Source organism: Isoptericola sp. NPDC056134, assembly GCF_042264825.1.
GTDB lineage: Bacteria > Actinomycetota > Actinomycetes > Actinomycetales > Cellulomonadaceae > Isoptericola > Isoptericola nanjingensis.
Map to the genome: position 1 here is coordinate 24304 of NZ_JBHJVM010000004.1, position 23818 is coordinate 48121.

The window sequence follows — 23818 nt, forward strand, 5'->3', positions numbered from 1 at the left end:
GGCCGGGCGGCGCACGCTCGTACGACCCGAGGAGCACGACGGACATGACCTTCTACGCGTTCACGCCGCCGCAGGACGTCGCAGCCCTGGCGCGGCGGCTCTGGTACTGGCCGGTCGTGCGTGGCGTGCTCGCCCTGCTGTTCGGGCTCCTGGCGATCTTCCTGCCCGACAAGACGCCGACGCTGCTCGTCCAGGTGTTCGGGGTGTTCGTGCTGGTCGACGGTCTGGTGAGCATCGTCGACGGGATCCGCCGGCGCGGCACCTCGGCGGGTTCGGTGAACACGGGCGTCGGGATGGTCGCGCTGGTGTTCGGCGCCCTGCTGCTGCTCCTGCCGAAGGTGTTCCTCGGCGTCGTCCTCATCCTCGTGGCCATCTGGGCCCTGATCTTCGGCCTCCTGCAGCTGTTCGTCGTCCCGGCCATGCGTCGGCGCGGCGGGGCGTCGTGGGTGTGGAACCTGCTCGCGGGCCTGCTGCTGGTGGCGCTCGCGGTGGTGTGCTTCGTCAACCCGGCCGACGCGATCGTGGGCCTGTCCATCGTGATCGGCGTGTTCGCGGTGATCATCGGGATCGTGATGATCGCCCTCGGGATCAAGCTGCGCCAGCTCGGGCAGCAGGCGTCCGGCGGGGACGCGGGCGGCCGCCCGGGCGAGGTCATCGAGGGCCGCATCGTCACCGACGAGTGACGTTCGCGACACCGGGGCTCTCGACGGGCCCCGGTGAGGCTTGCCTTGCTTGACATCCTGGATTACGCAACAAGGATGTTCCCTATATCGACGTCGTCGCCGGGGTGAGGTTTGCCCCCGGTGGTCCACGAGCCGCACGGGGGTGAGCGCATGCCGACCAGCACGACCGACCGCACGCCCGCACGCGTCGACCCCCGCCTGCTCGACGGCGCGCCCGAGGCCGACGGCACCACCCGTCGCCGCGTCCTGGAGCTCGTCGCCGGCGAGGGCCCCGTGACGGCGGGGGAGCTCGCCGACAGGCTCGGCCTCACCTCCGCCGCCGTCCGCCGGCACCTCGCCTGCCTCGAGGAGGACGGCACCATCGCGGTGCACGAGGCCGGTCCGTCGTCGGGCCGCCGGGGCCGCCCCGCCCGCCGCTACGTCGTGAGTGCCCGCGGGCAGTCCGACCTCGCGGGCGGCTACTCCGAGCTCGCGGCCCAGGTGATGCGCTACCTGCGCGAGACCGGCGGAACGGACGCCGTGGCGCGGTTCGCCGCCGACCGGTACGACGCCGTGGTCGCGCGGTACGCGCCGCGCCTGACCGCCAGCGACCCGCAGGAGCGCGCGGCCCAGCTCGCCGACCTGTTGTCGGCCGACGGCTATGCCGCCTCGGTCCGCCCGGTGAGCGGCCCGCTGCTGCCCACCGTCCAGCTGTGCCAGGGCCACTGCCCGGTGCAGCACGTCGCCGAGGAGTTCTCCGAGCTGTGCGAGGCCGAGGCCCGCGCGTTCTCCGAGCTGCTCGGCACGCACGTCCAGCGCCTCGCCACGATCGCGGGAGGCGCGCACGCGTGCGTCACGAACGTCCCGATCGTCTCCACCCCGACGTCCCCCCAGAACCTCCCCACCCCGGCCCACCGCACCCGCGGCACGCAGGAAGGAACACGATGAGCGCTCCCACCCAGGACGCCGCCCAGGCGGCTTCGGCGCAGGGCACCGAGAAGCGGTCCGATGACGAGATCATCGACTCGATCGGTGCGTACGAGTACGGCTGGCGCGACAGCGACGCCGCGGGCGAGGCTGCGCAGCGCGGTCTGAACGAGGACGTCGTCAAGAACATCTCCGAGCTCAAGAACGAGCCCGAGTGGATGCGCAAGGCGCGCCTGAAGGCGCTGCGACTCTTCGACAAGAAGCCGATGCCGAACTGGGGCGCCGACCTCACCGGGATCGACTTCGACCGGATCAAGTACTTCGTGCGCTCCACGGAGAAGCAGGCCGCCAGCTGGGAGGACCTGCCCGAGGACATCCGCGCCACCTACGACCGGCTCGGCATCCCCGAGGCGGAGAAGCAGCGCCTCGTGGCCGGCGTCGCCGCGCAGTACGAGTCCGAGGTCGTGTACCACCAGATCCGCGAGGACCTCGAGGCCCAGGGCGTCATCTTCGTCGACACCGACACCGGTCTGCGCGACTACCCGGAGCTGTTCCAGGAGTACTTCGGCACGGTCATCCCGGCGGGCGACAACAAGTTCGCCGCGCTGAACTCCGCCGTGTGGTCCGGCGGCTCGTTCGTCTACGTGCCGCCGGGCGTGCACGTGGAGATCCCGCTGCAGGCCTACTTCCGCATCAACACGGAGAACATGGGCCAGTTCGAGCGGACGCTGATCATCGCGGACGAGGGCTCCTACGTGCACTACGTCGAGGGCTGCACCGCGCCGATCTACTCGAGCGACTCGCTGCACTCCGCGGTCGTCGAGATCGTCGTGAAGAAGAACGCCCGCGTGCGCTACACGACCATCCAGAACTGGTCGAACAACGTGTACAACCTGGTGACGAAGCGCGCCACGGCCGCCGAGGGCGCCACCATGGAGTGGGTCGACGGCAACATCGGCTCCAAGGTGACCATGAAGTACCCGGCGATCTACCTGCTGGGCGAGCACGCCCGCGGCGAGACGCTGTCCATCGCCTTCGCGGGCGAGGGCCAGCACCAGGACGCCGGCTGCAAGATGGTGCACGCCGCGCCGCGCACGTCGTCGTCGATCGTGTCGAAGTCCGTCGCCCGCGGCGGCGGCCGCACGTCGTACCGCGGCCTGGTGCAGGTGCTCGAGGGCGCCAAGCACTCCGCGTCCACCGTGCTGTGCGACGCGCTGCTCGTCGACCAGATCTCCCGGTCCGACACCTACCCGTACGTCGACGTCCGCGAGGACGACGTGTCCATGGGGCACGAGGCGACGGTCTCTCGGGTGAGCGAGGACCAGCTGTTCTACCTCATGTCCCGAGGCATGGAGGAGACCGAGGCGATGGCCATGATCGTGCGCGGGTTCGTCGAGCCCATCGCGCGCGAGCTGCCCATGGAGTACGCGCTCGAGCTCAACCGCCTCATCGAGCTGCAGATGGAAGGGTCCGTCGGCTGATGGCCATCACTACCGATCACTCCCGCGCCGTGGCCGACGGCGCCCACTCCCACGGCGTCGTGCCGGCGGGCTCGCGCGCCGAGCGCAAGACGTCGTTCGACCTCGCCGACATCCCCGTGCCCACCGGGCGCGAGGAGGAGTGGCGCTTCTCGCCGGTGGCGCGGCTCCAGCCGCTGTTCGGCGAGGAGCACGGCGCCGGCGGCGTGCTGACGACCGTCGTCGAGGCCCCCGAGGCCAAGGTCGAGATCGTCGGCAAGGACGACCCGCGCCTGGGCACGACCGGCAAGCCGGGCGACCGCACCGCGGTGACCGCGTGGAACGCGGCCGCCGAGGCCACCGTCGTCACGCTCCCCGCCGAGGCCGTCGCCACCGACGTCACCTCCGTGCGCGTCGAGGGCGCGACGAAGGACCTCACGGCGCAGCACCTGCTGGTGCACGCCGAGCACCACGCCGAGGGCGTCGTCGTCATCGACCACCGCGGCGACGCGACCCTCAACCAGACGGTCGAGATCGTCGTCGACGAGGGCGCGCACCTCACCGTCGTCAGCGTGCAGGACTGGGCCGACGGCGCCGTGCACGCCTCCAGCCACCGCGCCCGCATCGGCCGCGACGCCAAGCTCAAGCACGTCGTGGTGACCTTCGGCGGCGACGTCGTGCGCCTCACGCCGGACGCGACGTTCACGGGCGAGGGCGGCGAGGTCGAGATGGTCGGCCTGTACTTCGCCGACGCCGACCAGCACCAGGAGCACCGCCTCTTCGTGGACCACGCCGTGCCGCGCTGCAAGTCGCGCGTCACGTACAAGGGCGCCCTGCAGGGCGCCGGCGCGCACGTGGTGTGGGTCGGGGACGTGCTCATCCAGGCCGAGGCCGAGGGCACCGACACCTACGAGCTCAACCGCAACCTGGTCCTCACCGACGGCGCCCGCGCCGACTCGGTGCCGAACCTGGAGATCGAGACGGGCGAGATCGAGGGCGCGGGGCACGCGTCGGCGACCGGCCGGTTCGACGACGAGCAGCTCTTCTACCTCATGGCCCGCGGCATCCCCGAGGTCGACGCCCGTCGCCTCGTCGTGCGCGGCTTCTTCGCCGAGCTGATCGACGAGATCGGCGTCCCGTCGGTCGAGGAGCGCCTGCTCGCGTCGATCGAGGCGGAGCTGGAGAAGTCGATGAGCGCCATCACCGGCGTCGCGGAGTGACGCGGCGATGACCTCTCAGCTGGCCTGCATGGCCGACGACCTCGCCCCCGAGGAGGCCATGCTCGTGGAGCTCGACGGCGCGGACGGGGCCCCGGTCCCGGTCGCGGTCGTCCGCGACGCCGACGGCGGCTGGCACGCCCTCTCGGACATCTGCTCGCACGGACAGGTCTCCCTGTCCGACGGGGAGGTCGAGGGCTGCCTGGTCGAGTGCTGGCTGCACGGCTCGCAGTTCGACCTGCGCACCGGCAAGCCGGTCCAGCTCCCCGCGACGCAGCCCGTGCCGGTGTACCCGGTGACCGTGGACGGCGACCGCATCCTCGTGGACGTCGACGAGCGGCTCGCCGTCGCGTCCTGACCTGCCTCAGACTTTCGCAACACAGACCTGGAGACACGAAGCATGCCCACCCTGGAGATCCGCGACCTGCACGTCAGCGTCGAGACCAAGGAAGGCGCCAAGCCGATCCTGCGCGGCGTCGACCTGACCATCAACTCGGGCGAGACGCACGCCATCATGGGGCCGAACGGCTCCGGCAAGTCGACCCTCGCCTCGGCCCTCGCCGGCCACCCGAAGTACACGGTGACCTCCGGCACCGTCACGCTCGACGGCGAGGACCTCCTCGCGATGACCGTCGACGAGCGCGCCCGCGCCGGCCTCTTCCTCGCCATGCAGTACCCGGTCGAGGTGCCCGGGGTGTCCGTGGCGAACTTCCTGCGCACCGCCAAGACCGCCATCGACGGCGAGGCGCCCGCCCTGCGCACGTGGGGCAAGGAGGTCAAGGGTGCGATGGAGAACCTCCGCATCGACTCGACCTTCGCCGAGCGTTCCGTCAACGAGGGCTTCTCCGGCGGTGAGAAGAAGCGCCACGAGATCCTCCAGATGGAGCTCTTCAAGCCGCACTTCGCGATCCTCGACGAGACCGACTCCGGCCTCGACGTCGACGCCCTGCGCGTCGTGTCCGAGGGCGTGAACCGCGCCAAGTCGAACACCGACGTCGGCGTGCTGCTCATCACGCACTACACGCGCATCCTGCGCTACATCAAGCCGGACTTCGTGCACGTCTTCGTCGACGGCAAGATCGCCGAGGAGGGCGGCCCCGAGCTCGCGGAGCAGCTCGAGGAGAACGGCTACGACAAGTACGTCGGCACCGGCGCGACGATGGCCTGACCTCCCCGTCGAGCATTCGACCAGGAGCCGTCACCAGGAGGACAGCATGACCACCACCGACACCGTGCGCCCGTCGCTCACCGCGGCGGAGCTCGCGGCCGTGCGGGCGGACTTCCCGCTGCTCGGGCGCACGGTGCGGGGTGGCCGGCCGCTGGTCTACCTGGACTCGGCCGCGACGTCGCAGAAGCCGAACGTCGTGCTCGAGGCCGAGGTCGACTTCTACGAGCAGCGCAACGCGGCCGTGCACCGCGGCGCGCACCAGCTCGCCGAGGAGGCGACCGAGGCGTTCGAGGACGCCCGGGCCGCCGTGGCGAGGTTCGTCGGGGCCGACGAGGGCGAGATCGTCTGGACGCCGGGCGCGACCGCGGCCCTCAACCTCGTGGCGTACGCGTTCTCCAACGCGACGGCCGGGCGCGGCGGTGCCGCCGCCGAGCGGTTCCGCCTGTCCCCGGGCGACGAGATCGTCGTCACCGAGGCGGAGCACCACGCCAACCTCGTGCCGTGGCAGGAGCTGTGCGCCCGTACCGGCGCCGTCCTGCGCTGGTTCGGCGTCGACGACGACGGGCGGATCGACCTGTCGGACGTCGCGAGCGTGATCACCGAGCGCACGCGCGTGGTGGCGTTCGGCCACGTGTCGAACGTGACGGGCGCGATCGCCCCGGTGGCGGAGCTGGTCGCCGCCGCGAAGAGGGTCGGGGCCGTCACGGTGCTCGACGCGTGCCAGTCGGTGCCGCACCTGCCGGTGGATCTGCACGCCCTGGACGTCGACCTCGCCGCCTTCAGCGCGCACAAGATGCTCGGCCCCACGGGCGTCGGCGCGCTGTACGGGCGGCGCGAGCTGCTCGAGGCCATGCCGCCCGTGACCACGGGCGGGTCGATGGTCGAGGTCGTGACCATGGCCGAGACCACCTACGCCCCGCCGCCGCAGCGGTTCGAGGCGGGCACGCAGATGGTCGCGCAGGCCGTCGGCATGGGCGTGGCCGCGCAGTGGCTGGACGAGCTCGGCATGGACCGCGTGGCCGAGCACGAGCGGGAGCTCGCGGCCGAGCTGGTGCGTATCGGCGAGATCCCCGGCGTGCGGATCGTCGGGCCGGCCGACGCGCGCGACCGCCTCGCGGTCGTCTCGTTCGTCGTCGACGGCGTGCACGCGCACGACGTCGGGCAGGTGCTCGACGACAAGGGCATCGCCGTCCGGGTGGGGCACCACTGCGCGCAGCCGCTGCACCGCCGGTTCGGCGTGGCCGCGACGGCGCGCGCGTCGGCCTCCGCGTACACCACGGCCGAAGAGATCGCGGCGTTCCGGGAAGCATTGTCGGGCGTGCGCGCGTTCTTCGGTGTGGACTGACGTAGGCGGAGAGGACAGCAGTGAGCTCGCTCGAGCAGATGTACCAGCAGGTGATCCTGGACCATGCGAAGCGCCCGCACGGACGGGGCCTCGTCGACCCGCCCGCCGACCACCGGTCGGGGGAGTCGCACCAGGTGAACCCGACCTGCGGCGACGAGATCACGCTGCGCGTGGACGTCGACGGCTCGACCGTGTCCGGCGTGTCCTGGGAGGGCCAGGGCTGCTCCATCTCGCAGGCGTCCGCCTCCGTGATGACGGAGCTCGTCACCGGGCACGACCTGTCCGACGTCGCCCGCCTGGACGCCGTCTTCCACGACCTCATGGCCTCGCGGGGCAAGGGTCTGGACGACGAGGACGCGCTGGACGCCCTCGGCGACGCGAGCGCGTTCACCGGCGTCTCGCAGTACCCCGCCCGCATCAAGTGCGCGCTGCTCGGCTGGGCGGCGCTCAAGGACTCGCTGGCGCGCAGCGGCGCGCTGGGCTGAAGCCGACCTGAACCTGAGAGGACACGATGACCGAGAACACGACCGAGGCGGCCGCCCCGCCCGTCGCCGAGCCGGCCGCGGCCCCCACGCCCACCACGGCGGCGGACGTCGAGGAGGCCCTGCGCGACGTCATCGACCCCGAGCTGGGCATCAACGTCGTCGACCTGGGCCTCGTCTACGGCATCCAGGTGGACCAGAACAACATGTCCACGATCGACATGACGCTCACGTCAGCGGCCTGCCCGCTCACGGACGTCATCGAGGACCAGGCCGGCACCGCGCTGGAGGGGCTCGTCGACGGCTTCCGCATCAACTGGGTCTGGATGCCGCCGTGGGGTCCGGAGAAGATCACCGACGAGGGCCGTGAGCAGCTGAGGATGCTGGGGTTCAACGTCTGACCCGAGCGTCGGACGGCTCGTCGACGAAGGTCTCGCCCTCTCGGGAGGGCGAGGCCTTCGTCGTCCCTGAGGGGGACGGCGGCGTGTCCCGCCCGATCAGCGCAGCACGAACCCGGGGGTCAACGTGTCGTCCGGGTCGACCTCGAAGACCGACGTGGCGACGTGGTGGGCGGTGCCGGTGACGACCGGGACGACGGCGTCGCGGCCGTGGTCGGTCACGTGCTCCAGGACGCGGGCGCAGAACCGGGTGCCGACGATCGAGTCGTGGACGAGCACCTGGTCGTCGCCCAGCCGCCCCGTGGCGGCGAGGACGGCGACCCGCGCGGCCGTGCCGGACCCGCAGGGGGAGCGGTCGACCTGACCGTCGGCGAAGATCGTCACGTTCCGCTGGTGCGGGCCCCCGTCGGGCGACGTGCCGAGGTCGTCGACGACGATCGTCCCGTACAGGCCGCTCAGCCGGGGGTCGGTCGGGTGCTCGAGGCGGGGGTCGCCGGCGAGGGCGGCCTTGACCTCGCGGCCGAGGGCGATGAGCTCGCCCAGGTTCTCCGGCGCCACCGTGAGGCCCGCGCTCGCGGCGTCGACGCACGCGTACAGGGCACCGCCCCAGGCGAGGTCGGCACGGATCTCGCCGCGGCTCGTCACCACCGGCACGCCGGCGGCGACCAGCGCGCTCGGCACGTTCACGAAGTCGACCTCGCGCACCCGGCCGTCCTCGCCGGTGCGCACGCGGGCGGTCACCCGCCCGGACGGCACGTCGATCACCACGTCGGTGACCCCGGACGGATCGGCGGGCACCAGGCCGGAGCGCACCGCCCACGCGCCGAGCGCGATGGTGCCGTGGCCGCACGCGGTGGAGAACCCGTCCTTGTGCCAGAACAGGACGCCGAGGTGCGCGCCCTCGTCGTCCGGCGGGGTGACGAAGCCGCCGTACATGTCGGCGTGGCCGCGCGGCTCGAAGCACAGCAGGCGGCGGAGGCCGTCGACGTCCGGGTCGTCGATCGCGCGCCGGCGACGCTCGGCGACGGTCGCGCCGGGGATCGGCACGGGCGGCTCGGGCACGATGCGGAACGGCTCGCCCGCCGTGTGGTAGTCGATCGTGCGCACCGGCCCCGCGATCCGAGGCCGTTCGTCGGTGGCGGCGGTGCCGCGCTGGTCGGTCATGCGCGGGACCCTACGGCACCTCGACGACGCGGTGGCTCTCGTCGACGTCCGCGCGCGAGCCGTCGGTCGGCGCCGGGGACGCGGGCGGGCCCACCCCCAGGGCGCCGTCGTGAGAGGTGTAGTCGCCGGCCGAGGCCTACCGGGTCGTGATCTCGTTGCGGAGGAACCGGACGGTGGTCGGCTCGGGTCGGGTCGAGGGTATGAGCGCGGCGGGGGCCGGGGCGTCAGGCATGGGTGCTCCCCTCGGCGGCGGCCGCGAGCGCGAGCCAGGTGTCGACGACGGTGTCGGGGTTGAGGGACACGGACTCGATGCCGCGCTCGACGAGCCACTGGGCGAAGTCGGCGTGGTCGGACGGGCCCTGGCCGCAGATGCCGATGTACTTGCCATGGCGGCGGCAGGCGTCGATGGCGAGCCCGAGGAGCTCCCGGACGGCGGCGTCGCGCTCGTCGAACGCGTGGGCGACGAGCGCGGAGTCGCGGTCGAGGCCGAGCGTGAGCTGGGTCAGGTCGTTGGACCCGATCGAGAAGCCGTCGACGTGCTCGAGGAACTCGTCGGCGAGCAGGGCGTTGGACGGGACCTCGCACATCATGACGACCTGGAGGTCGTTCTCGCCGCGCCGCAGCCCGTTCTCGGCGAGGAGCTCGACGACCCCCTCGGCCTCGGCCACGGTGCGCACGAACGGGATCATGACCCGCACGTGGGTGAGCCCCATGTCGTCGCGCACGCGGCGCAGCGCCTCGCACTCCATGTCGAAGCACTCGCGGAAGTCCGGGGAGAGGTACCGGGACGCGCCCCGGTAGCCGATCATCGGGTTCTCCTCGTCGGGCTCGTACAGCGTGCCGCCGAGGAGGTTCGCGTACTCGTTCGACTTGAAGTCGCTGAGCCGTACGATGACGGGCTCGGGCGCGAAGGCGGCGGCGATCGTGGACACCCCCTCGGCGACGCGCTGCACGAAGTACTCGCGCGGGGAGGGGTAGGCGGCGACGCGGCCCGCGACCTCGTCCCGCAGCTCGGCCGGCAGCCCGTCGGCGTCGAGCAGGGCGCGGGGGTGGATGCCGATCTGCCGGTTGATGATGAACTCGAGGCGGGCCAGCCCGACGCCGTGGTTCGGCAGCCGGGCGAAGGAGAACGCCTGGTCGGGGGTGCCGACGTTCATCATGATCTTCACGGGTGGCTCGGGCATCCGGTCGAGCTCGGTCGCCGCGTCGTCGAACGCCAGCAGGCCCTCGTAGACGCGGCCCTCGTCGCCCTCGGCGCAGGAGACGGTCACCTCGCGCCCGTCGGGCAGGTCGGCGGTCGCGGTGCCCGTCCCGACGACGGCCGGGATGCCCAGCTCGCGCGCGATGATCGCCGCGTGGCAGGTGCGCCCGCCGCGGTTCGTCACGATCGCCGCGGCGCGCTTCATGATGGGTTCCCAGTCCGGGTCGGTCATGTCCGCGACGAGCACGTCCCCGGGCGCGAAGTCGTGCATCTGGTCGACGGAGGACAGCACCCGCGCGCGGCCGGCGCCGACCTTCTGCCCGATGGCGCGCCCCTCCAGCAGCACCGTGCCCCGCTCGCGGAGCGTGAAGCGGTGCACGACGTTGCCCGAGTCGCGCGAGACCACGGTCTCGGGCCGCGCCTGCAGGACGTAGAGCCTGCCGTCCACCCCGTCCTTGCCCCACTCGATGTCCATGGGGCGCCCGTAGTGCTCCTCGATGACGAGCGCGATGCGGCCGAGCTCCGTGACCTCGGCGTCGGTGAGCGAGAAGCGGGCGCGCTCCGCGGGGTCGACGTCGGCGAACACCGTGCTGCCGCCGACGTGCCGGCCGGCGGCGTAGCGCATGGCGACAGCCTTCTCACCGACGGAGCGCTTGAGGACGGCGGGCCGACCGGCGCGCAGCGCGGGCTTGTAGACGTAGAACTCGTCCGGGTTGACCGCGCCCTGGACCACGGCCTCCCCGAGCCCGTAGGAGCTGGTGACGAAGACGGCCTGGTCGAACCCGGACTCCGTGTCGACCGTGAACATGACGCCGGAGGCGCCGACGTCGGAGCGCACCATCCGCTGCACCCCGGCCGAGAGCGCGACGTCGTGCTGGTCGAACCCGTGGTGCGCCCGGTAGGCGATCGCGCGGTCGTTGTAGAGGGACGCGAAGACGGAGCGCACGGCGTGCAGCACGTTGTCGATGCCCCCGATGTTGAGGAAGGTCTCCTGCTGCCCCGCGAACGACGCGTCGGGCAGGTCCTCGGCGGTGGCGCTGGAACGCACGGCCCACGTCACCTGCTCCGGCTCGGGGTCCTCGGCCACGAGAGTCGCGAACGCCGCGCGGACGTCCGCCTCGACGTCGGCCGGGAACGGCTGCTCCTCGACCCAGCCGCGCACGGTCGACCCCACCCGTGCGAGGGCGGCGACGTCGTCCGTGTCCAGGCCCTCGACGGTGGCGCGGATGCGGCCGGCGAGGTCGTCGTGCTCGAGGAACCGGCGGTAGGCCTCGGCGGTGGTGGCGAACCCGCGCGGCACGCGGACGTCGGCCGCCGCGAGCCGGGACACCATCTCCCCGAGGGAGGCGTTCTTGCCGCCGACCCGGGCCAGGTCGTCCATGCCGATCTCGTCGAACCAGAGGATGTGGGCCATCGTCGGTCCCTTCGTGGGTGCGGATCGTGGGTGCGGATCGTGGGGTGTCAGCCGCGCAGCTTCATGGTCTGGAGGATGACGGCGGACATCTCCTCGACGCTCTTGGTGGAGGAGTTGAGGAACGGGACGCGCGTGCGCCGGTAGAGGTCCTCGGCCTGGCGCAGCTCGAGCCGACACTGGGCGAGGCTCGCGTACTGCGAGTTCGGGCGCCGCTCGTGCCGTACCTGGCTCAGGCGCAGGGGCGTCGTGGTGAGGCCGAAGCACCGCGCGGCGTAGGGCGCCACCACCGGCGGCAGGTCGTCGGTCGGGAAGTCGTCCTCGGTCAGGGGGTAGTTCGCGACGAGGAGGCCGTGCTGCAGCGCGAGGTACATCGTGGTGGGGGTCTTGCCGCAGCGTGACGGCGCGATGATCACGACGTCGGCAAGGTCGAGCGCGCGGCGGCTCTGCCCGTCGTCGTGCTCGATGGCGTACTCGACCGCGCGCATGCGGGCGAAGTAGCGCTCCAGGTCGCCGACGCCGTGGGACGGGACGAGGTGCTCGCTCGACGTCGTGCCCAGCGCCCGCTCGAGCTCGACGAGGTGCCCGCCGAGGAGGTCGATGAGGACGCCGCGCGACCGTTCGAGCTCCTCGCGCACGGCCGGCGCCCGCACCGTGGTGAAGACGATCGGGCCCAGGCCGTCCGCCGCGGACCGGTCGATCTCGGCGACGAGGGCGCGCGCGGCGCGGTCGGTGTCGACGAACGGCACGGTGTGGCGGCGGAACGTGACGCCCGGGAAGTTCACGAGGAGCGCGCCGCCCAGCGTCTCGGCCGTGATGCCGGTGCCGTCGGAGACGAAGTACACGGCACGCTCGCCCGTCGGCGGCGTGCCGGCCTCTTCGCCGGCCGTCGCCCGGTGTGCTGTCATCCGCCGTCACCTCCGGGTCCAGGATCGCCTCGTCGGGGCGTCGCGGCCCGCCGAGCGCGACGTACGTCGTCCTGCCGCACCCCGTGCCGCCTCTGTGAATCGCGATGAACTTTCGATGCAGCACGCCTCGTGCGCGGCCGCGGGCTACCCCGGGCGCACCGGCCCCGTCGACTCCCGCACCACCAGGCGCGGGCTGATCGCCACGCGGTGCACGGGCCGCTCGGGGTCGGCGAGGCGCTTGAGCAGCAGGTCGACGGCGGCGTGACCGACGGCGGCGCGCGGCGGCCGCACGGCGGTGAGGGCCGGGCTGAAGAGCCCGGCGACCTCGTCGTCGTACGACAGCACCGAGAGGTCGCCCGGCACGCCGAGGCCGCGGTCCATCGCCTCCTGCACGACGGCGGACGCCTCGGGGTCGGAGTGCACCAGCAGCGCCGTCGTGCCGGAGGCGACCGCGGTGTCGACGACCTCCGTCACGACCCCCGGGAACTCGGGGTTGCGGCGGTCGGGCGCGAGCCGCTCGAAGTGCTCCTCGGTCGACAGCCCGAGCTCGGCGCAGGCGGCGCGCCAGCCCGCGGCGATCTTGCGAGACGTCGGCGACTCGCGGGACAGCACGAGTCCCACGCGGCGGTGGCCGAGGTCGGCGAGGTGGTGCACGGCCATGAGCGCGCCGAGGGCGTGGTCCGAGACCACGGACTCGAGCGCCTCGCGGTGGGGAGCGAGCGCGGCCTCGCGCTCGACGAGCACGTGGGGCAGGCCGGAGTCCCGGAGCCACTGGGCGACGTCGGCCCCCCGGGTGCCGTCGGTGCGCGGGGCGAGGATCAGCCCGCTGACCCCGTCGGCCTCGGCCAGCCGCTGCAGGGCGGGCCGCTCGTCCGGTGCGTCGTAGGAGGAGCCGCGGAGCACGACGCGCAGCCCGTGCTCCCGTGCCACGGCCTCCATCCCGCGCACCACTCCGGGCCAGTAGTAGTCCAGGGAGGGGACGAGCACCCCGACGGCCTGCGAGGTCGGCGACGGGGCGGGCGCGCCGCCGCCCGCCGGCGCGGCGGCGGGCACGGCGCCCCCGTGCACGCGCACGAGCCGGCCCTCACGCTCGAGCTGCGTGATGTCGCGTCGCACGGTCACGGCCGTCACGCCGAGGGCCCGCGACACGTCGGTGACCCGCACGACGCCGTCGCGGTCGAGGGCGGCGAGCAGGGCGGCCCGGCGCTCGGCCGGGAGCGGGGCGCGCAGCTCCGGATCAGGGGTCACTCTTCCTCCTCGCTGCGGCGGGCGACGGCCCGCCGCCCGGTCGTCCTGCCCCCTCCGCGTCGACGTCCCGCGCGATGGCGACCTGCAGGTCGGCGCGGGCGGTGACGGTGAGGTCCAGGCGTGCGAGGCGGTCGCCCCACACCTCGCTCAGCACCCGGTCGTCGAGGGGGCGGTCCACGAGCGCGGCGGGGACGTCCGGCGGCCACGTGAGGCGCAGGGGAGGGGCGCCGTCGAGCGGGACGACGACGGCGCTCCCCGGCGTCAGCGAGACGTCGCCGGCGAGGAGGAAGCGGACCGTCGTCGCCGCGGGGTCGTCGCGCCCGTCGTCGCGCCGGTCGTCGAGGTCCCAGGCGTCCGACACCACGACGCGGGCGTCGGGGCCGCGCTCGAGGCGTGCCGAGCGCCGCCAGGACCGCAGCCCCGCCACGGGGTACGCGGCGGCGAGGTCCAGCGTCACGCCGGACGGCACCCCCGCGTCGTCGCCCCGGAGGGCGGGGCGGACGTGGCGCGCCCGCGCCCCGGCACCCACCGCCTGCGCGGTCCCGGCGACCTCGGGCACCGAGTGCCACGACGACTGCATGGTCCAGATCCGGTAGCGGTCGGGGCCGAACGTCTGCGCGGTGTACGTCGGACGCCCCGCGTCGACCACCACGGGCACGCCGTCGGACGCGACGACGACGGACCCGACGTCGTTGTGGTTGTGCGCCTCCGCGTTGTGCCCGCCCTTGACGGCGAGCGCGAGCCCGGCCGCATCGCCCGTGCGTTCGCGGGCCACGAGCACCTCGGTGGAGCCGAGCCAGGTCTCGGCGGGGAGCGGCGGGAGCGCGTCGGACGTCGCCTGCCAGTCGCGGTCGGTGAGGGCGCGCAGCAGCCGCCCGAGCCCCTGCTGCTCCTCGGCGCCCGCCCCGGCCACCCGGTGCGCGAGCGCGTGTGCCGCCGCGTCGGGGTCGCCCGTGCGGAGCGCCGCGCGGTGCAGGGCGCGCCAGGGCGGCGTCAGGTGCGGCCTGGCCTGGCCGTCGGCCAGGTTGAGGTACCACGCCCCGCCCAGGTGCATCCGGTGCGGGAACGCGACGGTCCCGCGCAGCGCGGCGGGCGACCGCCCGGGGTCCAGGGCGTCGACCGCGCCGCCGGTGGCGTGCGCCAGCACGTCCAGGGCCTCGAGCGCGCGGCAGGCGCCGTTCCACCAGTAGGCGTAGCCCTCGTCGATCGCGCCGTCGTCGGGCAGGCACCCGACGTAGCGGTCCAGGCCCTGCAGCACCAGCTCCACGACGCGGGCGCGCTCGGCGGCCTCGTGCTCGCCGTCGAGCAGGCGCAGGGCGGCGACCAGCACGTTCCCGTGGATCCACGGGTTCCAGTTGTGCACGTCGCCGTCCCGCCCCAGCCAGTGCCAGTCGCGGCGGCGCAGGAACGGCTCGACGACGCGGGCGCGCGCCTCGTGGCGCACCCGCGCACGCAGGCCCGGGTAGCGCGCGTCGAGCCCCGCCCCGAGCAGGTGGTCCACCCACGCGAGCTGACCGACCACCTCGCCGGCCCCGAGGTCGAGGTACGGGTCGGTGACCGTGGGCAGCACCGACCCGTGGCGGAGTCGGGAGTCGTCGTGGGCCGGCCAGCACCAGGAGCTCTGCTCGCACAGCTGCCAGACGCCGTCCGCCACCTCGTCGAGCCACCGGTCGGCTCCCGGCGCGCCGAGCGAGACCGCCGCGGCGACGGCCGCGCGGGACAGGCGCCGCTCGCGGCCGTGCACGAGCTGCTCGTGCGTGTCGCGGTCGCCGTCGCGGTGCAGGCGGGCCGCGGTGCTCGCGAGCGGGAGGGGCCACGGCGTGCCGAGGTCGGCCTCGGCGCGGTCGACGACGGCGGTCGCGGTGGCCGCGTCGAGCGCGCCGCGGGCGGGGTCCCACCGCCCGCGCTCGGTGGCGGGCGGGACGGGGAGCGCCGCGTCGGGCGGGAGCAGCAGGGCGTCCAGGGCCGCCGCGCGCTCGGCTCCGGGTGGTGGCAGGGGGAGGGTCGCGGCGAGCGGCCCGGCGAAGCGGTCCTGCGGGGTGTCCACGACGACCTCGTCTCGGATCAGTGACCGACAACGAACTCAAACGATCATGACAGTACAGCCACGTGCTTGACGTGGCGAGAACCGGAACGCTTGACTCTGTTCCTGGTCGATCGCGGATGGTCGGGCGTGATCGCCACGGCGGTCGGATCCCTCGAGGAGGAAGGGTGCGATGGATCTCGCAGGCGCGACCCGAGAGGTCCGCGGCGCACGACCGCCCGGCCACCACGCCGTGAGCGGCCGCTCCCGCTGGGACCGAGGCCGCTGGGCGGCGCTCGCGGACACGATGCTCGACTCGGTGCGGCCGTTCGCCTCGCCGGACGGCTCGCTCGTGACGCTCCCGGGGCCGGCGGGCGGCTACGGCCGCGCCGTCGACGGTCTCGAGGGCTACGCCCGCACCTTCCTGCTCGCCGGGTTCCGGCTGGCGGGGGAGTGCGGCGCCGACCCGCACGGGTACGCCGAGCGGTACGCCGCGGGCCTCGCGGCCGGGACCGACCCCCGCCACCCCGAGCGCTGGGTGCGGCTGTCCGAGCACGGGCAGGCCAAGGTGGAGGCGGCGTCGATCGCGCTGGTCCTGGACCTGACGCGGCCGTGGATCTGGGACCGGCTCGACCCGGCCGTGCAGGAGCGCGTGGTCGACTACCTCGCGGAGGCGGTCGGCGACGACACCTACCCGCGGATCAACTGGGTCTGGTTCCGGCTGGTCGTGCAGACGTTCCTGCGCTCGGTCGGCGGGCCGCACTCCCTGGACGAGATGGCCGCGGACCTCGCGACGCACGACTCCTTCGAGCGCGCGGACGGCTGGATGTCCGACGGCGCCGAGCGCGCCTTCGACCACTACGCCGGCTGGGCGCTGCACCTGTACCCGACCCTGTGGGCGCGGATGGCGGGCGCGGCGGACCTCGCGGCCCCGCGCCGCGAGCGCGACGTCGCGCTGCTCGACCGCTTCCTGCAGGACGCGGTGGCGCTGGTCGGCGGCGACGGGTCGCCGCTGGTGCAGGGCCGCTCCCTCACCTATCGGTTCGCGGCGGCCGCGCCGTTCTGGGTGGGCGCGATGGCGGAGGTGCCGTCGCTGCCCCCGGGCCTGCTGCGGCGCGCGGCGTCCGCCGTGGTGGGGCACTTCGTCGAGCGGGGCGCCCCGGACGACGACGGCCTGCTCAGGCTCGGCTGGCACCACGCCTGGCCGCGCCTGGCGCAGTCGTACTCGGGCCCCGGCTCGCCCTACTGGGCGAGCAAGGGGCTGCTCGGCCTCGCGCTGCCCGCCGACCACCCGGCCTGGACCGCGCCGGAGGAGCCGCTGCCGGTCGAGCGCGGCGACGTGCTGCGCGTCGTCCGCGCGCCCGGCTGGGTGGTCAGCGGCACCCGGGCCGACGGCGTCGTCCGAGTGGTCAACCACGGCACCGACCACGCCCGCGAGGGCGACCGCACCGGCGACTCGCCCCTGTACGCGCGGCTCGGCTACTCCACCGCCACCTGCCCGTGGCTCGACGACGACAGCTGGCTCTCGCCCGTCGACCAGTCCGTCAGCCTCGTCGATGCGACCGGGCGGGCCACGCACCGCACCGGGATGACCACCCTCGAGGTGGGCGTCGTCGAGCCCGCCGCCGGCGAGGCGGAGGCGGCGGTGGCGGCGTCGCGCGTCGCGGCGCACTGGGTGCTCCCCGCAGAGGACCGGCAGGGCCACGGGTCCGGCGCGACCGGGGACGCCGTCGACGCGGGCGTCCTGACGGTCGTGTCCGTCGTCCGCGGGCCGTGGGAGGTCCGCTGCGTCCGGGCGGACGCGCTCGCCGCCGGTGCGGACTGTGCCGCCACGGCAGCACGGCTGCGCGTCTCGGGCTGGCCGACCGTCGCCGGCGACGGCCTGAGCTCCGTCGTCGTCCCGCTGCTCGGCGACGGGACGGGCGGCACCACCGCGCGCGACGACGTCAGCCCGCTCGGCGAGGGCGCGCGCGTGCCCTGGGTCGACCTGCCCGCGGCACCCGGCGCCTGGGCCGCCTGCCTCGTCGCCCTGCGCCGCAGCGACGGGTCCGGCGACCCGTCGACCCACGGCGCCGCCGTGACGGTCGACGGGGCGACCGCCGTCGTCGTCTGGCCCGACGGCGCGCGCACCACCGTGCGCCTGCCCTGACGGAGGCCCCGCTCGACTCCCGCGCGAGATCACGACGCCCGGCGTCGCTGAGGACGGTCCGGTGTCGCCCCGGCTGCGGGCCGCGAACCTCCGCTCGCCGACGCGCTGGTGGGCCGCGGCGGTGGTGCGCGACGGTCGTGTGGCCGAAGCGAACAGAAACGAAACGGCGCATCGACCAAATGTTGACGTAAACATTCGGACGTGCCAGCCTGCGTGCGGGCGACCGACGGCGGTCGACCGCCCACGCACGTCTCGCTTCGACGACGAAGGAGAACGACATGCCTCACCCCCGCGACGACCGCGGTGCCGCGCCGCCCCTGGGCCGCCGGGCGGCCGCCGGCGGCGTCGGCCTCGCCCTCGCGCTGGTCGGCCTGCAGGCCACGGCCGGCGCCGCGGCCGACGACCCTTCAGGCAGCTCCGACGGCTCCGGCGGAGTTGCCGACACCGCCGGGTACACGCGCTTTCCCGCCGTCCTCGACCCGGGGACCGGCGCCGACGACTACTTCTCGCCGCCCTGGCTGGACGACGGCGGCGAGCACGTCCAGGCGCACGGCGGCCAGGTGGTGCAGAGCGAGGAGGACGGCCGCACCGTCTACTACTGGTACGGCGAGGACCGCAGCAACGGCTACTACGGCAGCCCCGGCGTGCACGCGTACAAGTCGTACGACACCAAGAACTGGACGGACGAGGGCGTCGTCCTGCGGTCCGTGTCCGACCCGTCGGACCTGGAGTCGGAGTACTTCGACGCGCTCTACGACACCGTGGACGACGCCGGCCAGCCGCGCGCCGACCGGATCGCGGAGCTCGACTACCACCTCGACACGAACGAGGCGGCCGACCGCACGACGATCTTCGAGCGGCCCAAGGTGCTGTACAACTCCGCGACCGACCAGTGGGTGCTGTGGTGGCACTCGGACGGCCAGACGACGTCGGGCGGCAGCATGTACGCGCGCTCCATGGCGGGCGTGGCGGTGTCGGACAGCCCGACCGGCCCGTTCCGCATGACGGGCGTGTACCGGATGCCGAACCGGACGGGCTACCAGGACTGCATCTCCGCCGCGGTGCCGGGCCAGGCGCGCGACATGACCGTGTTCCAGGACGACGACGGCACGGCGTACATCGTCTACTCCTCGGAGGAGAACCGGTCGCTCTACGTGGCCGAGCTGGACGAGACGTACACGAACGTCACGCACACCACGGGCACGGACATGGCGGGCGCCGGGCAGTACTCGGAGGACGGCCGGTACCCGTACCTCTTCGCGGACGGCACCGCCGAGGCGCCGGTGCGCGGGGAGGACTTCCAGATCGTCAAGGAGTGCGGGATGCTCGAGGCGCCCGCGCTGTTCGAGCACGGCGGCCGGTACTACGCCGTCGCGTCCGGCGCGACGGGGTGGGACCCCAACCCGCAGACGTACTACACGGCCGACAGCATCCTCGGGCCGTGGATCCGCGGGGTCGAGCCCGACGACCGGTACGAGGACGTCCCGTACGGCTCCATCCCCGAGGGCGGCGACGGGCTGCTGTCCGTCGGCGACACGCGCCGGTCCACGTTCGGCTCGCAGTCCACGAACGTGCTCGACCTGGGCGGCGGCCGGTTCGTCTACATGGGCGACCGCTGGAACGCCGGTGCTGCCGACTCGACGTACGTGTGGCTGCCGATCACCATCGGCGAGAACGGGCGCGCCGAGATGCGCAACCCCGCCGTGGAGGACCCGGAGCGCTGGGGTGACGGCTGGGACGAGAGCTACTGGGGCGCGCGCGGCCTGGGCGACGGCGTCTGGTCGGTGGTCGACGACGGCCTGCCCGAGCGGGTCGGGCCCGGCGAGGACTTCGGGGACGACCTGCCCGCGACCGTGCCGGTCGAGGTGGACGGCGTCACCGCCGACGTGGCCGTGACCTGGGACGCGACGTCGTTCGCCACGCGCGGCGAGCACACGATCACGGGCACCCTCGCCGCCGACGACCGGTTCTCCGCGGGCCGCACGTTCAGCCGTGCGATCGAGGTGTCCGAGGACGGCGTCGTCGAGCTGTGCGGGGTCGACGGGACGACCGTCTCGGCGAGCTTCCACCAGACGGACTGGGAGACGATGCCGGCCGAGAGCGCCTGCGACGGCAAGGCGTCGACGTCGTGGTCCACGTGGGCGAGCGGCTCGACGCAGGACGAGGTGACCTTCACCGTGGAGCCCGCCGCGGCGCACGTCGTCGACCAGGTCGCGTTCACGAACATCGAGGGCACGATCGCCCGGTTCGGCGTCGAGTACCGGGACGCCGACGGCGCCTGGCACGCGACGACGGCACAGGACGTGGCTCCGGGCGCGAACGGCACCCGGACGGCCGTCGCCCTCGACCCGGTCTGGGCCTCGGCGGTGCGGATCACCTTCGCGACCCCGGGCTCGTACCTCAAGATCCCGGAGCTCACGGTGGACGCGCCGCCGACGGCGGTCGAGCCGTCCGTGGCCGCGCGCTGCGTGGGCCAGGGGCGCGTCCAGCTCGTGACGACCGTCCGCAACGCGACGGACCGCGCCGGCGACGTCGAGATCCGGACGGCGGTCGGGGACCGCACCGTGCGGGGCGTGGCACCGGGCGCCAGCGGGTCCGCGGTGGTGAGCACGCGGGGGCGGGCGCTCGACGCGGGCACCGCGACCGTCGCGATGGGCGACGGGCCGGCGGTCGCCGTCGGGTACGCGGCACGTACCTGCGGCTGACGCGGGGCCGGGCCGGGTCGCCCGGCCGCCGTGACCACTTCGTGATCCCTGAACCGTCGACATCTATTTATCCAGGGGTTAGTTTTACCAACGTTGTAATCGAGGGGACGGTCGACGACGACCGGCCCACCGCAGAGAGGCGGAGACGATGAACGCAAGGACGCGATGGAGCAGGGGCGTCGCCGGGGTGGCGCTCGCCGCGCTGGGCATGTCGGCGCTGGCGGCGTGCGGCTCTGGCGAGGACTCGGGCGACGGCGGGGTCACGACCCTGACGATGACGGTCTGGGGCGGCGACGTCGACAAGACGTCGTACCAGGAGCGCGTCGACATGCTCGAGAAGGCGCACCCCGACATCAAGGTCAAGCTCCAGCTCATCCCGAGCGACCAGTACGAGCAGAAGGTGCAGACGATGATCGCGGGCGGCAACGGCCCGGACATCATGCAGGTCGCCGAGGGCGTCAACGTCTACTCGTCCAAGAACCAGATCCTGCCGCTGGACGAGTACGTGTCGAAGTCCGGCATGGACCTCGACGAGCGCTTCGGACCCACCGGCTCCCTGTACTCCTACCAGGACAAGGTCTACGCGATCCCGGACCGCTCCGGCGCGATGATCGTCTACTACAACAAGGACCTCTTCGACGCCGCCGGCGTGGACTACCCCACGGCGGACTGGACGCAGGAGGACGCCCAGGCGGCGATGGAGAAGCTCACCGTGCCGGGCGAGCAGTGGGGCTACGGCGGCGCCGGCTGGTGGGCGCAGTGGTGGAGCTTCGCCTACCAGAACGGCGGCCAGATCATCGACGACTCGGGCGCCCCGACGGTGAACACCCCGGAGGTCGTCGACGCGCTGCAGTGGGCGAACGACCTCACCTTCAAGGAGCACGTCGTGCCGACCGCGGCCGAGTACGCCGACATGGGGCCCGACATGGGCGGCGACCCGGCGTTCGCCGCGCAGAAGGTCGCGATGAACACGACCGGGTTCTGGGCCATCGGCGGCCTCCTCGAGTCGGACTTCGACTGGGACATCGCCCCGATGTGGCAGGGCGACGAGCAGGCCGTGTCGGCCTTCGGCTCCGGCCTGGCGATCTCGCGCGACTCCGAGCACGCGGACAAGGCGTTCGAGGCGATCGACTACCTGACCGACGCCGAGGCGCAGCAGGTCATCATCGACAACGCGCAGGACGTGCCCGCCAACGTCCAGGTGCAGCAGTCGGACGCGTTCCTCGAGCCGGAGTGGGCCACGAAGGACATCAACATGGGTGCGTTCGCGGAGTCGTCCGACTTCGTCTTCACGTCGCCCCTGATCCCCGAGTGGAACGAGATGCAGGCGACGTTCGACGACAACCTGGGCACGTTCTGGAACGAGGGCGGCGACGCGAAGACGCAGCTCGACGCGATCCAGACGAAGCTCGAGTCGATCGTCGGCCAGGGCTGACGATGGCCGCCGACCTCGGCGCCGTCCTCGGTGCGGCGCGGGCCCAGAGCCCGCGCCGCGCGGGGGGCCGGCGCGCCGCACGCCTGCCCCGCCCGAAGCTGTCCCGGCGGGGCCGGACGGAGGCCCGGTTCTTCTGGCTGTTCATCTCGCCCTGGCTCGTCGGCTTCGTCGGGTTCCTGCTGGGCCCGATGATCGCGTCCGTGTACATCTCGCTCACCGAGTGGGACTCGTTCACGCCGCCCGTGTTCGTCGGGCTGGACAACTACGTCCAGGCCCTCACCGGCGACCCGGTGTTCTGGAAGGCCCTGTGGAACACCTTCTTCTACGCCGCGGTCTCGGTCCCGCTCGGCCTGGCGGTCGGCCTCTGGCTGGCCAACCTGCTCAACAAGAAGGTCCGCGGCCGCAAGTTCTTCCGCACGATGATCTACCTGCCCACGCTGGTGCCGCTCGTGGCCACCGCGATGGTGTTCAAGATGGTGCTCGCGCCGTCGGGCCCGCTGAACGACCTGCTCGGGGTGCTCGGCATCCAGGGGCCCGACTGGCTGCTCGACCCGCTGTGGGTCAAGCCCGCGCTCGTCGTGCTGTCGGCGTGGGGCGCCGGGAGCGCCACCGTCCTGCTGCTCAGCGCCATGAACGGGATCCCGCGGGAGTTCTACGAGGCCGCCGAGATCGACGGGGCGGGTCCGTTCCGGCAGTTCTGGTCGATCACGTTCCCGCAGATCACGCCGATCATCTTCTTCAACCTCATCATGGGGCTGATCGGCGCGTTCCAGATCTTCTCCCAGGTGTACATCCTCACCCAGGGCGGACCCGACAACGCCAGCCAGATGGTGGTGCCGCTGCTGTTCGACCAGGCCTTCGGCTTCTACCACTTCGGCTACGCGTCGGCCGTCGCCTGGCTGCTGTTCGTCGTCATCATCGGCTTCACCGCGCTCGCGTTCCGCACGTCGCGGCGCTGGGTGTTCTACGAGACGGAGGTGCGGTGATGGCCGCAGCGACCCAGGCCCCACCCGCCGCCGCGGCCGAGCCGGCCGTCGCGCCCGGCCGCGGCGCCACGGCCCGCACGCTCAAGGCGTTCAAGGCGTCGCCCGCCACCTACGCGGTGCTGCTGATCGTCTCGGCGGTCTTCTTCGTGCCGCTGATCCTCATGGTCTCCATCGCGCTGGCGAGCGACCAGACCAGCGCGCAGAACGCGTTCACCGTGATCCCCACGGAGTTCCTCTGGTCGAACTTCAGCGACGTCTTCACGGCCACGGGCCTGCCCGTGGGCCGGTTCGTCCTGAACTCGGTGATCATCGCGACCCTGTCCGCCGTCGGCCAGGTGCTCTCGTCGTCGCTGGTCGGCTACGCGTTCGCCCGCCTGCGCGCGCCCGGCAAGAACGTCATGTTCGTCGTCGTGCTCGCCACCATGATGATCCCCGCGCAGATCACGATGATCCCCCAGTTCCTGCTGTTCAAGGAGCTGGGCTGGGTGAACACCTACCTGCCGCTCATCGTGCCGAGCTTCTTCTCCAACGCGTTCAACGTGTTCCTCGTGCGGCAGTTCGTCTCCCGCATCCCGAGCGAGATGGACGAGGCCGCGCAGGTGGACGGGCTCGGCTACTTCGGCATCTACCGGCGCATCGTGCTGCCCATGATGTGGCCGATCCTCACGGCCATCGCGATCTTCACGCTGACGCACGCGTGGGGGGACTTCATGGGGCCGCTCATCTACCTCAACTCCGAGGAGACGATGCCGCTCGCGCTCGGCCTGCAGTACATGACCTCCACGAGCAACGCCATGCAGCTGCCGCCGTGGAACCTCGTCATGGTCGGCTCGATCATGCTGACGCTGCCGATGATCGTCGTGTACTACCTCGGCCAGAAGTACCTCTACGAGATGAACGTCTCCGTCGGAAGCGCGGGTGTGAAGTGACGG

19 protein-coding genes are annotated in these 23818 nt (G+C 73.0%); 14 read left to right on the plus strand and 5 right to left on the minus strand.

Annotated elements, in window-relative coordinates; translation table 11 throughout:
• Window positions 1-44: 44 nt before the first annotated feature.
• The 9 genes from ACFCZN_RS05320 to ACFCZN_RS05360 all read left to right on the plus strand — a co-directional run bounded on the left by ACFCZN_RS05320 (window position 45) and on the right by ACFCZN_RS05360 (window position 7659).
• Window positions 45-683 (plus strand): HdeD family acid-resistance protein, encoded by a 639-nt coding sequence (locus tag ACFCZN_RS05320; protein WP_430556073.1) that lies wholly within the window; start codon window positions 45-47, stop codon window positions 681-683.
• Window positions 684-833: 150 nt separating this feature from the next.
• Complete coding sequence (locus ACFCZN_RS05325; RefSeq protein ID WP_429767173.1) at window positions 834-1610, plus strand: helix-turn-helix transcriptional regulator; 777 nt, start codon at window positions 834-836, stop codon at window positions 1608-1610.
• Window positions 1607-3070, plus strand: a complete 1464-nt coding sequence (gene sufB, locus ACFCZN_RS05330; protein WP_429767171.1) for a Fe-S cluster assembly protein SufB — start codon at window positions 1607-1609, stop codon at window positions 3068-3070. The genes ACFCZN_RS05325 and sufB overlap by 4 nt, the downstream gene beginning before the upstream one ends.
• Window positions 3070-4266: a Fe-S cluster assembly protein SufD gene (gene sufD / locus ACFCZN_RS05335; RefSeq protein ID WP_429767170.1), complete on the plus strand. Its 1197-nt coding sequence runs from the start codon at window positions 3070-3072 to the stop codon at window positions 4264-4266. Before sufB ends, sufD begins: the two co-directional genes overlap by 1 nt.
• Window positions 4267-4273: 7 nt before the next feature.
• Complete coding sequence (locus ACFCZN_RS05340; protein ID WP_380316062.1) at window positions 4274-4621, plus strand: non-heme iron oxygenase ferredoxin subunit; 348 nt, start codon at window positions 4274-4276, stop codon at window positions 4619-4621.
• 42 nt (window positions 4622-4663) lie between these two features.
• Window positions 4664-5431, plus strand: coding sequence for a Fe-S cluster assembly ATPase SufC (gene sufC, locus ACFCZN_RS05345; RefSeq protein WP_429767169.1), 768 nt, complete (start codon window positions 4664-4666; stop codon window positions 5429-5431).
• 46 nt (window positions 5432-5477) lie between these two features.
• A complete protein-coding gene (locus ACFCZN_RS05350) occupies window positions 5478-6776 on the plus strand; it encodes a SufS family cysteine desulfurase (RefSeq protein ID WP_430556074.1) in 1299 nt (432 codons plus the stop codon).
• 20 nt (window positions 6777-6796) lie between these two features.
• Window positions 6797-7261 carry a Fe-S cluster assembly sulfur transfer protein SufU gene (gene sufU / locus ACFCZN_RS05355; RefSeq protein WP_430556075.1) on the plus strand — a complete coding sequence of 155 codons (465 nt, stop codon included), beginning with the start codon at window positions 6797-6799 and terminating at the stop codon, window positions 7259-7261.
• A 26-nt stretch (window positions 7262-7287) separates the two neighbouring features.
• Entirely contained in the window at window positions 7288-7659 is a 372-nt protein-coding gene (locus ACFCZN_RS05360; protein ID WP_429767164.1) for a metal-sulfur cluster assembly factor, read from the plus strand.
• A 96-nt stretch (window positions 7660-7755) separates the two neighbouring features.
• On the opposite strand, the gene ACFCZN_RS05365 is transcribed toward ACFCZN_RS05360, so the two are convergent.
• From ACFCZN_RS05365 to ACFCZN_RS05385, 5 genes are all read right to left on the minus strand, one after another.
• Window positions 7756-8820 carry a proline racemase family protein gene (locus tag ACFCZN_RS05365; protein WP_430556076.1) on the minus strand — a complete coding sequence of 355 codons (1065 nt, stop codon included), beginning with the start codon at window positions 8818-8820 and terminating at the stop codon, window positions 7756-7758.
• A 224-nt stretch (window positions 8821-9044) separates the two neighbouring features.
• Window positions 9045-11435, minus strand: coding sequence for a phosphoenolpyruvate synthase (gene ppsA / locus ACFCZN_RS05370; protein ID WP_430556077.1), 2391 nt, complete (start codon window positions 11433-11435; stop codon window positions 9045-9047).
• A 47-nt stretch (window positions 11436-11482) separates the two neighbouring features.
• Window positions 11483-12340, minus strand: coding sequence for a pyruvate, water dikinase regulatory protein (locus ACFCZN_RS05375; protein ID WP_430556078.1), 858 nt, complete (start codon window positions 12338-12340; stop codon window positions 11483-11485).
• 144 nt (window positions 12341-12484) lie between these two features.
• Window positions 12485-13588 carry a substrate-binding domain-containing protein gene (locus ACFCZN_RS05380; RefSeq protein ID WP_430556079.1) on the minus strand — a complete coding sequence of 368 codons (1104 nt, stop codon included), beginning with the start codon at window positions 13586-13588 and terminating at the stop codon, window positions 12485-12487.
• The gene (locus tag ACFCZN_RS05385) at window positions 13578-15635 is read right to left on the minus strand and encodes a heparinase II/III family protein (RefSeq protein ID WP_430556080.1); all 2058 of its coding nucleotides are present in this window, start codon (window positions 15633-15635) and stop codon (window positions 13578-13580) included. Before ACFCZN_RS05385 ends, ACFCZN_RS05380 begins: the two co-directional genes overlap by 11 nt.
• Before the next feature lie 169 nt (window positions 15636-15804).
• Between ACFCZN_RS05385 and ACFCZN_RS05390 the strand changes: the two genes are divergently transcribed.
• The 5 genes from ACFCZN_RS05390 to ACFCZN_RS05410 all read left to right on the plus strand — a co-directional run bounded on the left by ACFCZN_RS05390 (window position 15805) and on the right by ACFCZN_RS05410 (window position 23815).
• Window positions 15805-17760, plus strand: a complete 1956-nt coding sequence (locus ACFCZN_RS05390) for a DUF2264 domain-containing protein (RefSeq protein ID WP_430556081.1) — start codon at window positions 15805-15807, stop codon at window positions 17758-17760.
• Window positions 17761-18038: 278 nt separating this feature from the next.
• Window positions 18039-20465, plus strand: coding sequence for a family 43 glycosylhydrolase (locus ACFCZN_RS05395; RefSeq protein ID WP_430556082.1), 2427 nt, complete (start codon window positions 18039-18041; stop codon window positions 20463-20465).
• Window positions 20466-20613: 148 nt separating this feature from the next.
• Entirely contained in the window at window positions 20614-21900 is a 1287-nt protein-coding gene (locus tag ACFCZN_RS05400) for an ABC transporter substrate-binding protein (RefSeq protein WP_430556083.1), read from the plus strand.
• A gap of 2 nt (window positions 21901-21902) precedes the next feature.
• Window positions 21903-22886 (plus strand): carbohydrate ABC transporter permease, encoded by a 984-nt coding sequence (locus tag ACFCZN_RS05405; RefSeq protein WP_429763265.1) that lies wholly within the window; start codon window positions 21903-21905, stop codon window positions 22884-22886.
• Window positions 22886-23815 (plus strand): carbohydrate ABC transporter permease, encoded by a 930-nt coding sequence (locus ACFCZN_RS05410; RefSeq protein WP_430556084.1) that lies wholly within the window; start codon window positions 22886-22888, stop codon window positions 23813-23815. Before ACFCZN_RS05405 ends, ACFCZN_RS05410 begins: the two co-directional genes overlap by 1 nt.
• Window positions 23816-23818 lie beyond the last annotated feature (3 nt).

Bases quoted from the DNA above. Each gene is read 5' to 3' on its own strand.
- ACFCZN_RS05350 (WP_430556074.1), top strand. From the start codon at position 5,478: ATGACCACCACCGACACCGTGCGCCCGTCGCTCACCGCGGCGGAGCTC.
- sufC (WP_429767169.1), top strand. From the start codon at position 4,664: ATGCCCACCCTGGAGATCCGCGACCTGCACGTCAGCGTCGAGACCAAG.
- sufD (WP_429767170.1), top strand. From the start codon at position 3,070: ATGGCCATCACTACCGATCACTCCCGCGCCGTGGCCGACGGCGCCCAC.
- ACFCZN_RS05405 (WP_429763265.1), top strand. From the start codon at position 21,903: ATGGCCGCCGACCTCGGCGCCGTCCTCGGTGCGGCGCGGGCCCAGAGC.
- ACFCZN_RS05360 (WP_429767164.1), top strand. From the start codon at position 7,288: ATGACCGAGAACACGACCGAGGCGGCCGCCCCGCCCGTCGCCGAGCCG.
- ppsA (WP_430556077.1), bottom strand. From the start codon at position 11,435: ATGGCCCACATCCTCTGGTTCGACGAGATCGGCATGGACGACCTGGCC.
- ACFCZN_RS05365 (WP_430556076.1), bottom strand. From the start codon at position 8,820: ATGACCGACCAGCGCGGCACCGCCGCCACCGACGAACGGCCTCGGATC.
- ACFCZN_RS05400 (WP_430556083.1), top strand. From the start codon at position 20,614: ATGAACGCAAGGACGCGATGGAGCAGGGGCGTCGCCGGGGTGGCGCTC.
- ACFCZN_RS05325 (WP_429767173.1), top strand. From the start codon at position 834: ATGCCGACCAGCACGACCGACCGCACGCCCGCACGCGTCGACCCCCGC.
- ACFCZN_RS05390 (WP_430556081.1), top strand. From the start codon at position 15,805: ATGGATCTCGCAGGCGCGACCCGAGAGGTCCGCGGCGCACGACCGCCC.
- sufB (WP_429767171.1), top strand. From the start codon at position 1,607: ATGAGCGCTCCCACCCAGGACGCCGCCCAGGCGGCTTCGGCGCAGGGC.
- ACFCZN_RS05395 (WP_430556082.1), top strand. From the start codon at position 18,039: ATGCCTCACCCCCGCGACGACCGCGGTGCCGCGCCGCCCCTGGGCCGC.
- ACFCZN_RS05340 (WP_380316062.1), top strand. From the start codon at position 4,274: ATGACCTCTCAGCTGGCCTGCATGGCCGACGACCTCGCCCCCGAGGAG.
- ACFCZN_RS05375 (WP_430556078.1), bottom strand. From the start codon at position 12,340: ATGACAGCACACCGGGCGACGGCCGGCGAAGAGGCCGGCACGCCGCCG.
- ACFCZN_RS05320 (WP_430556073.1), top strand. From the start codon at position 45: ATGACCTTCTACGCGTTCACGCCGCCGCAGGACGTCGCAGCCCTGGCG.
- ACFCZN_RS05410 (WP_430556084.1), top strand. From the start codon at position 22,886: ATGGCCGCAGCGACCCAGGCCCCACCCGCCGCCGCGGCCGAGCCGGCC.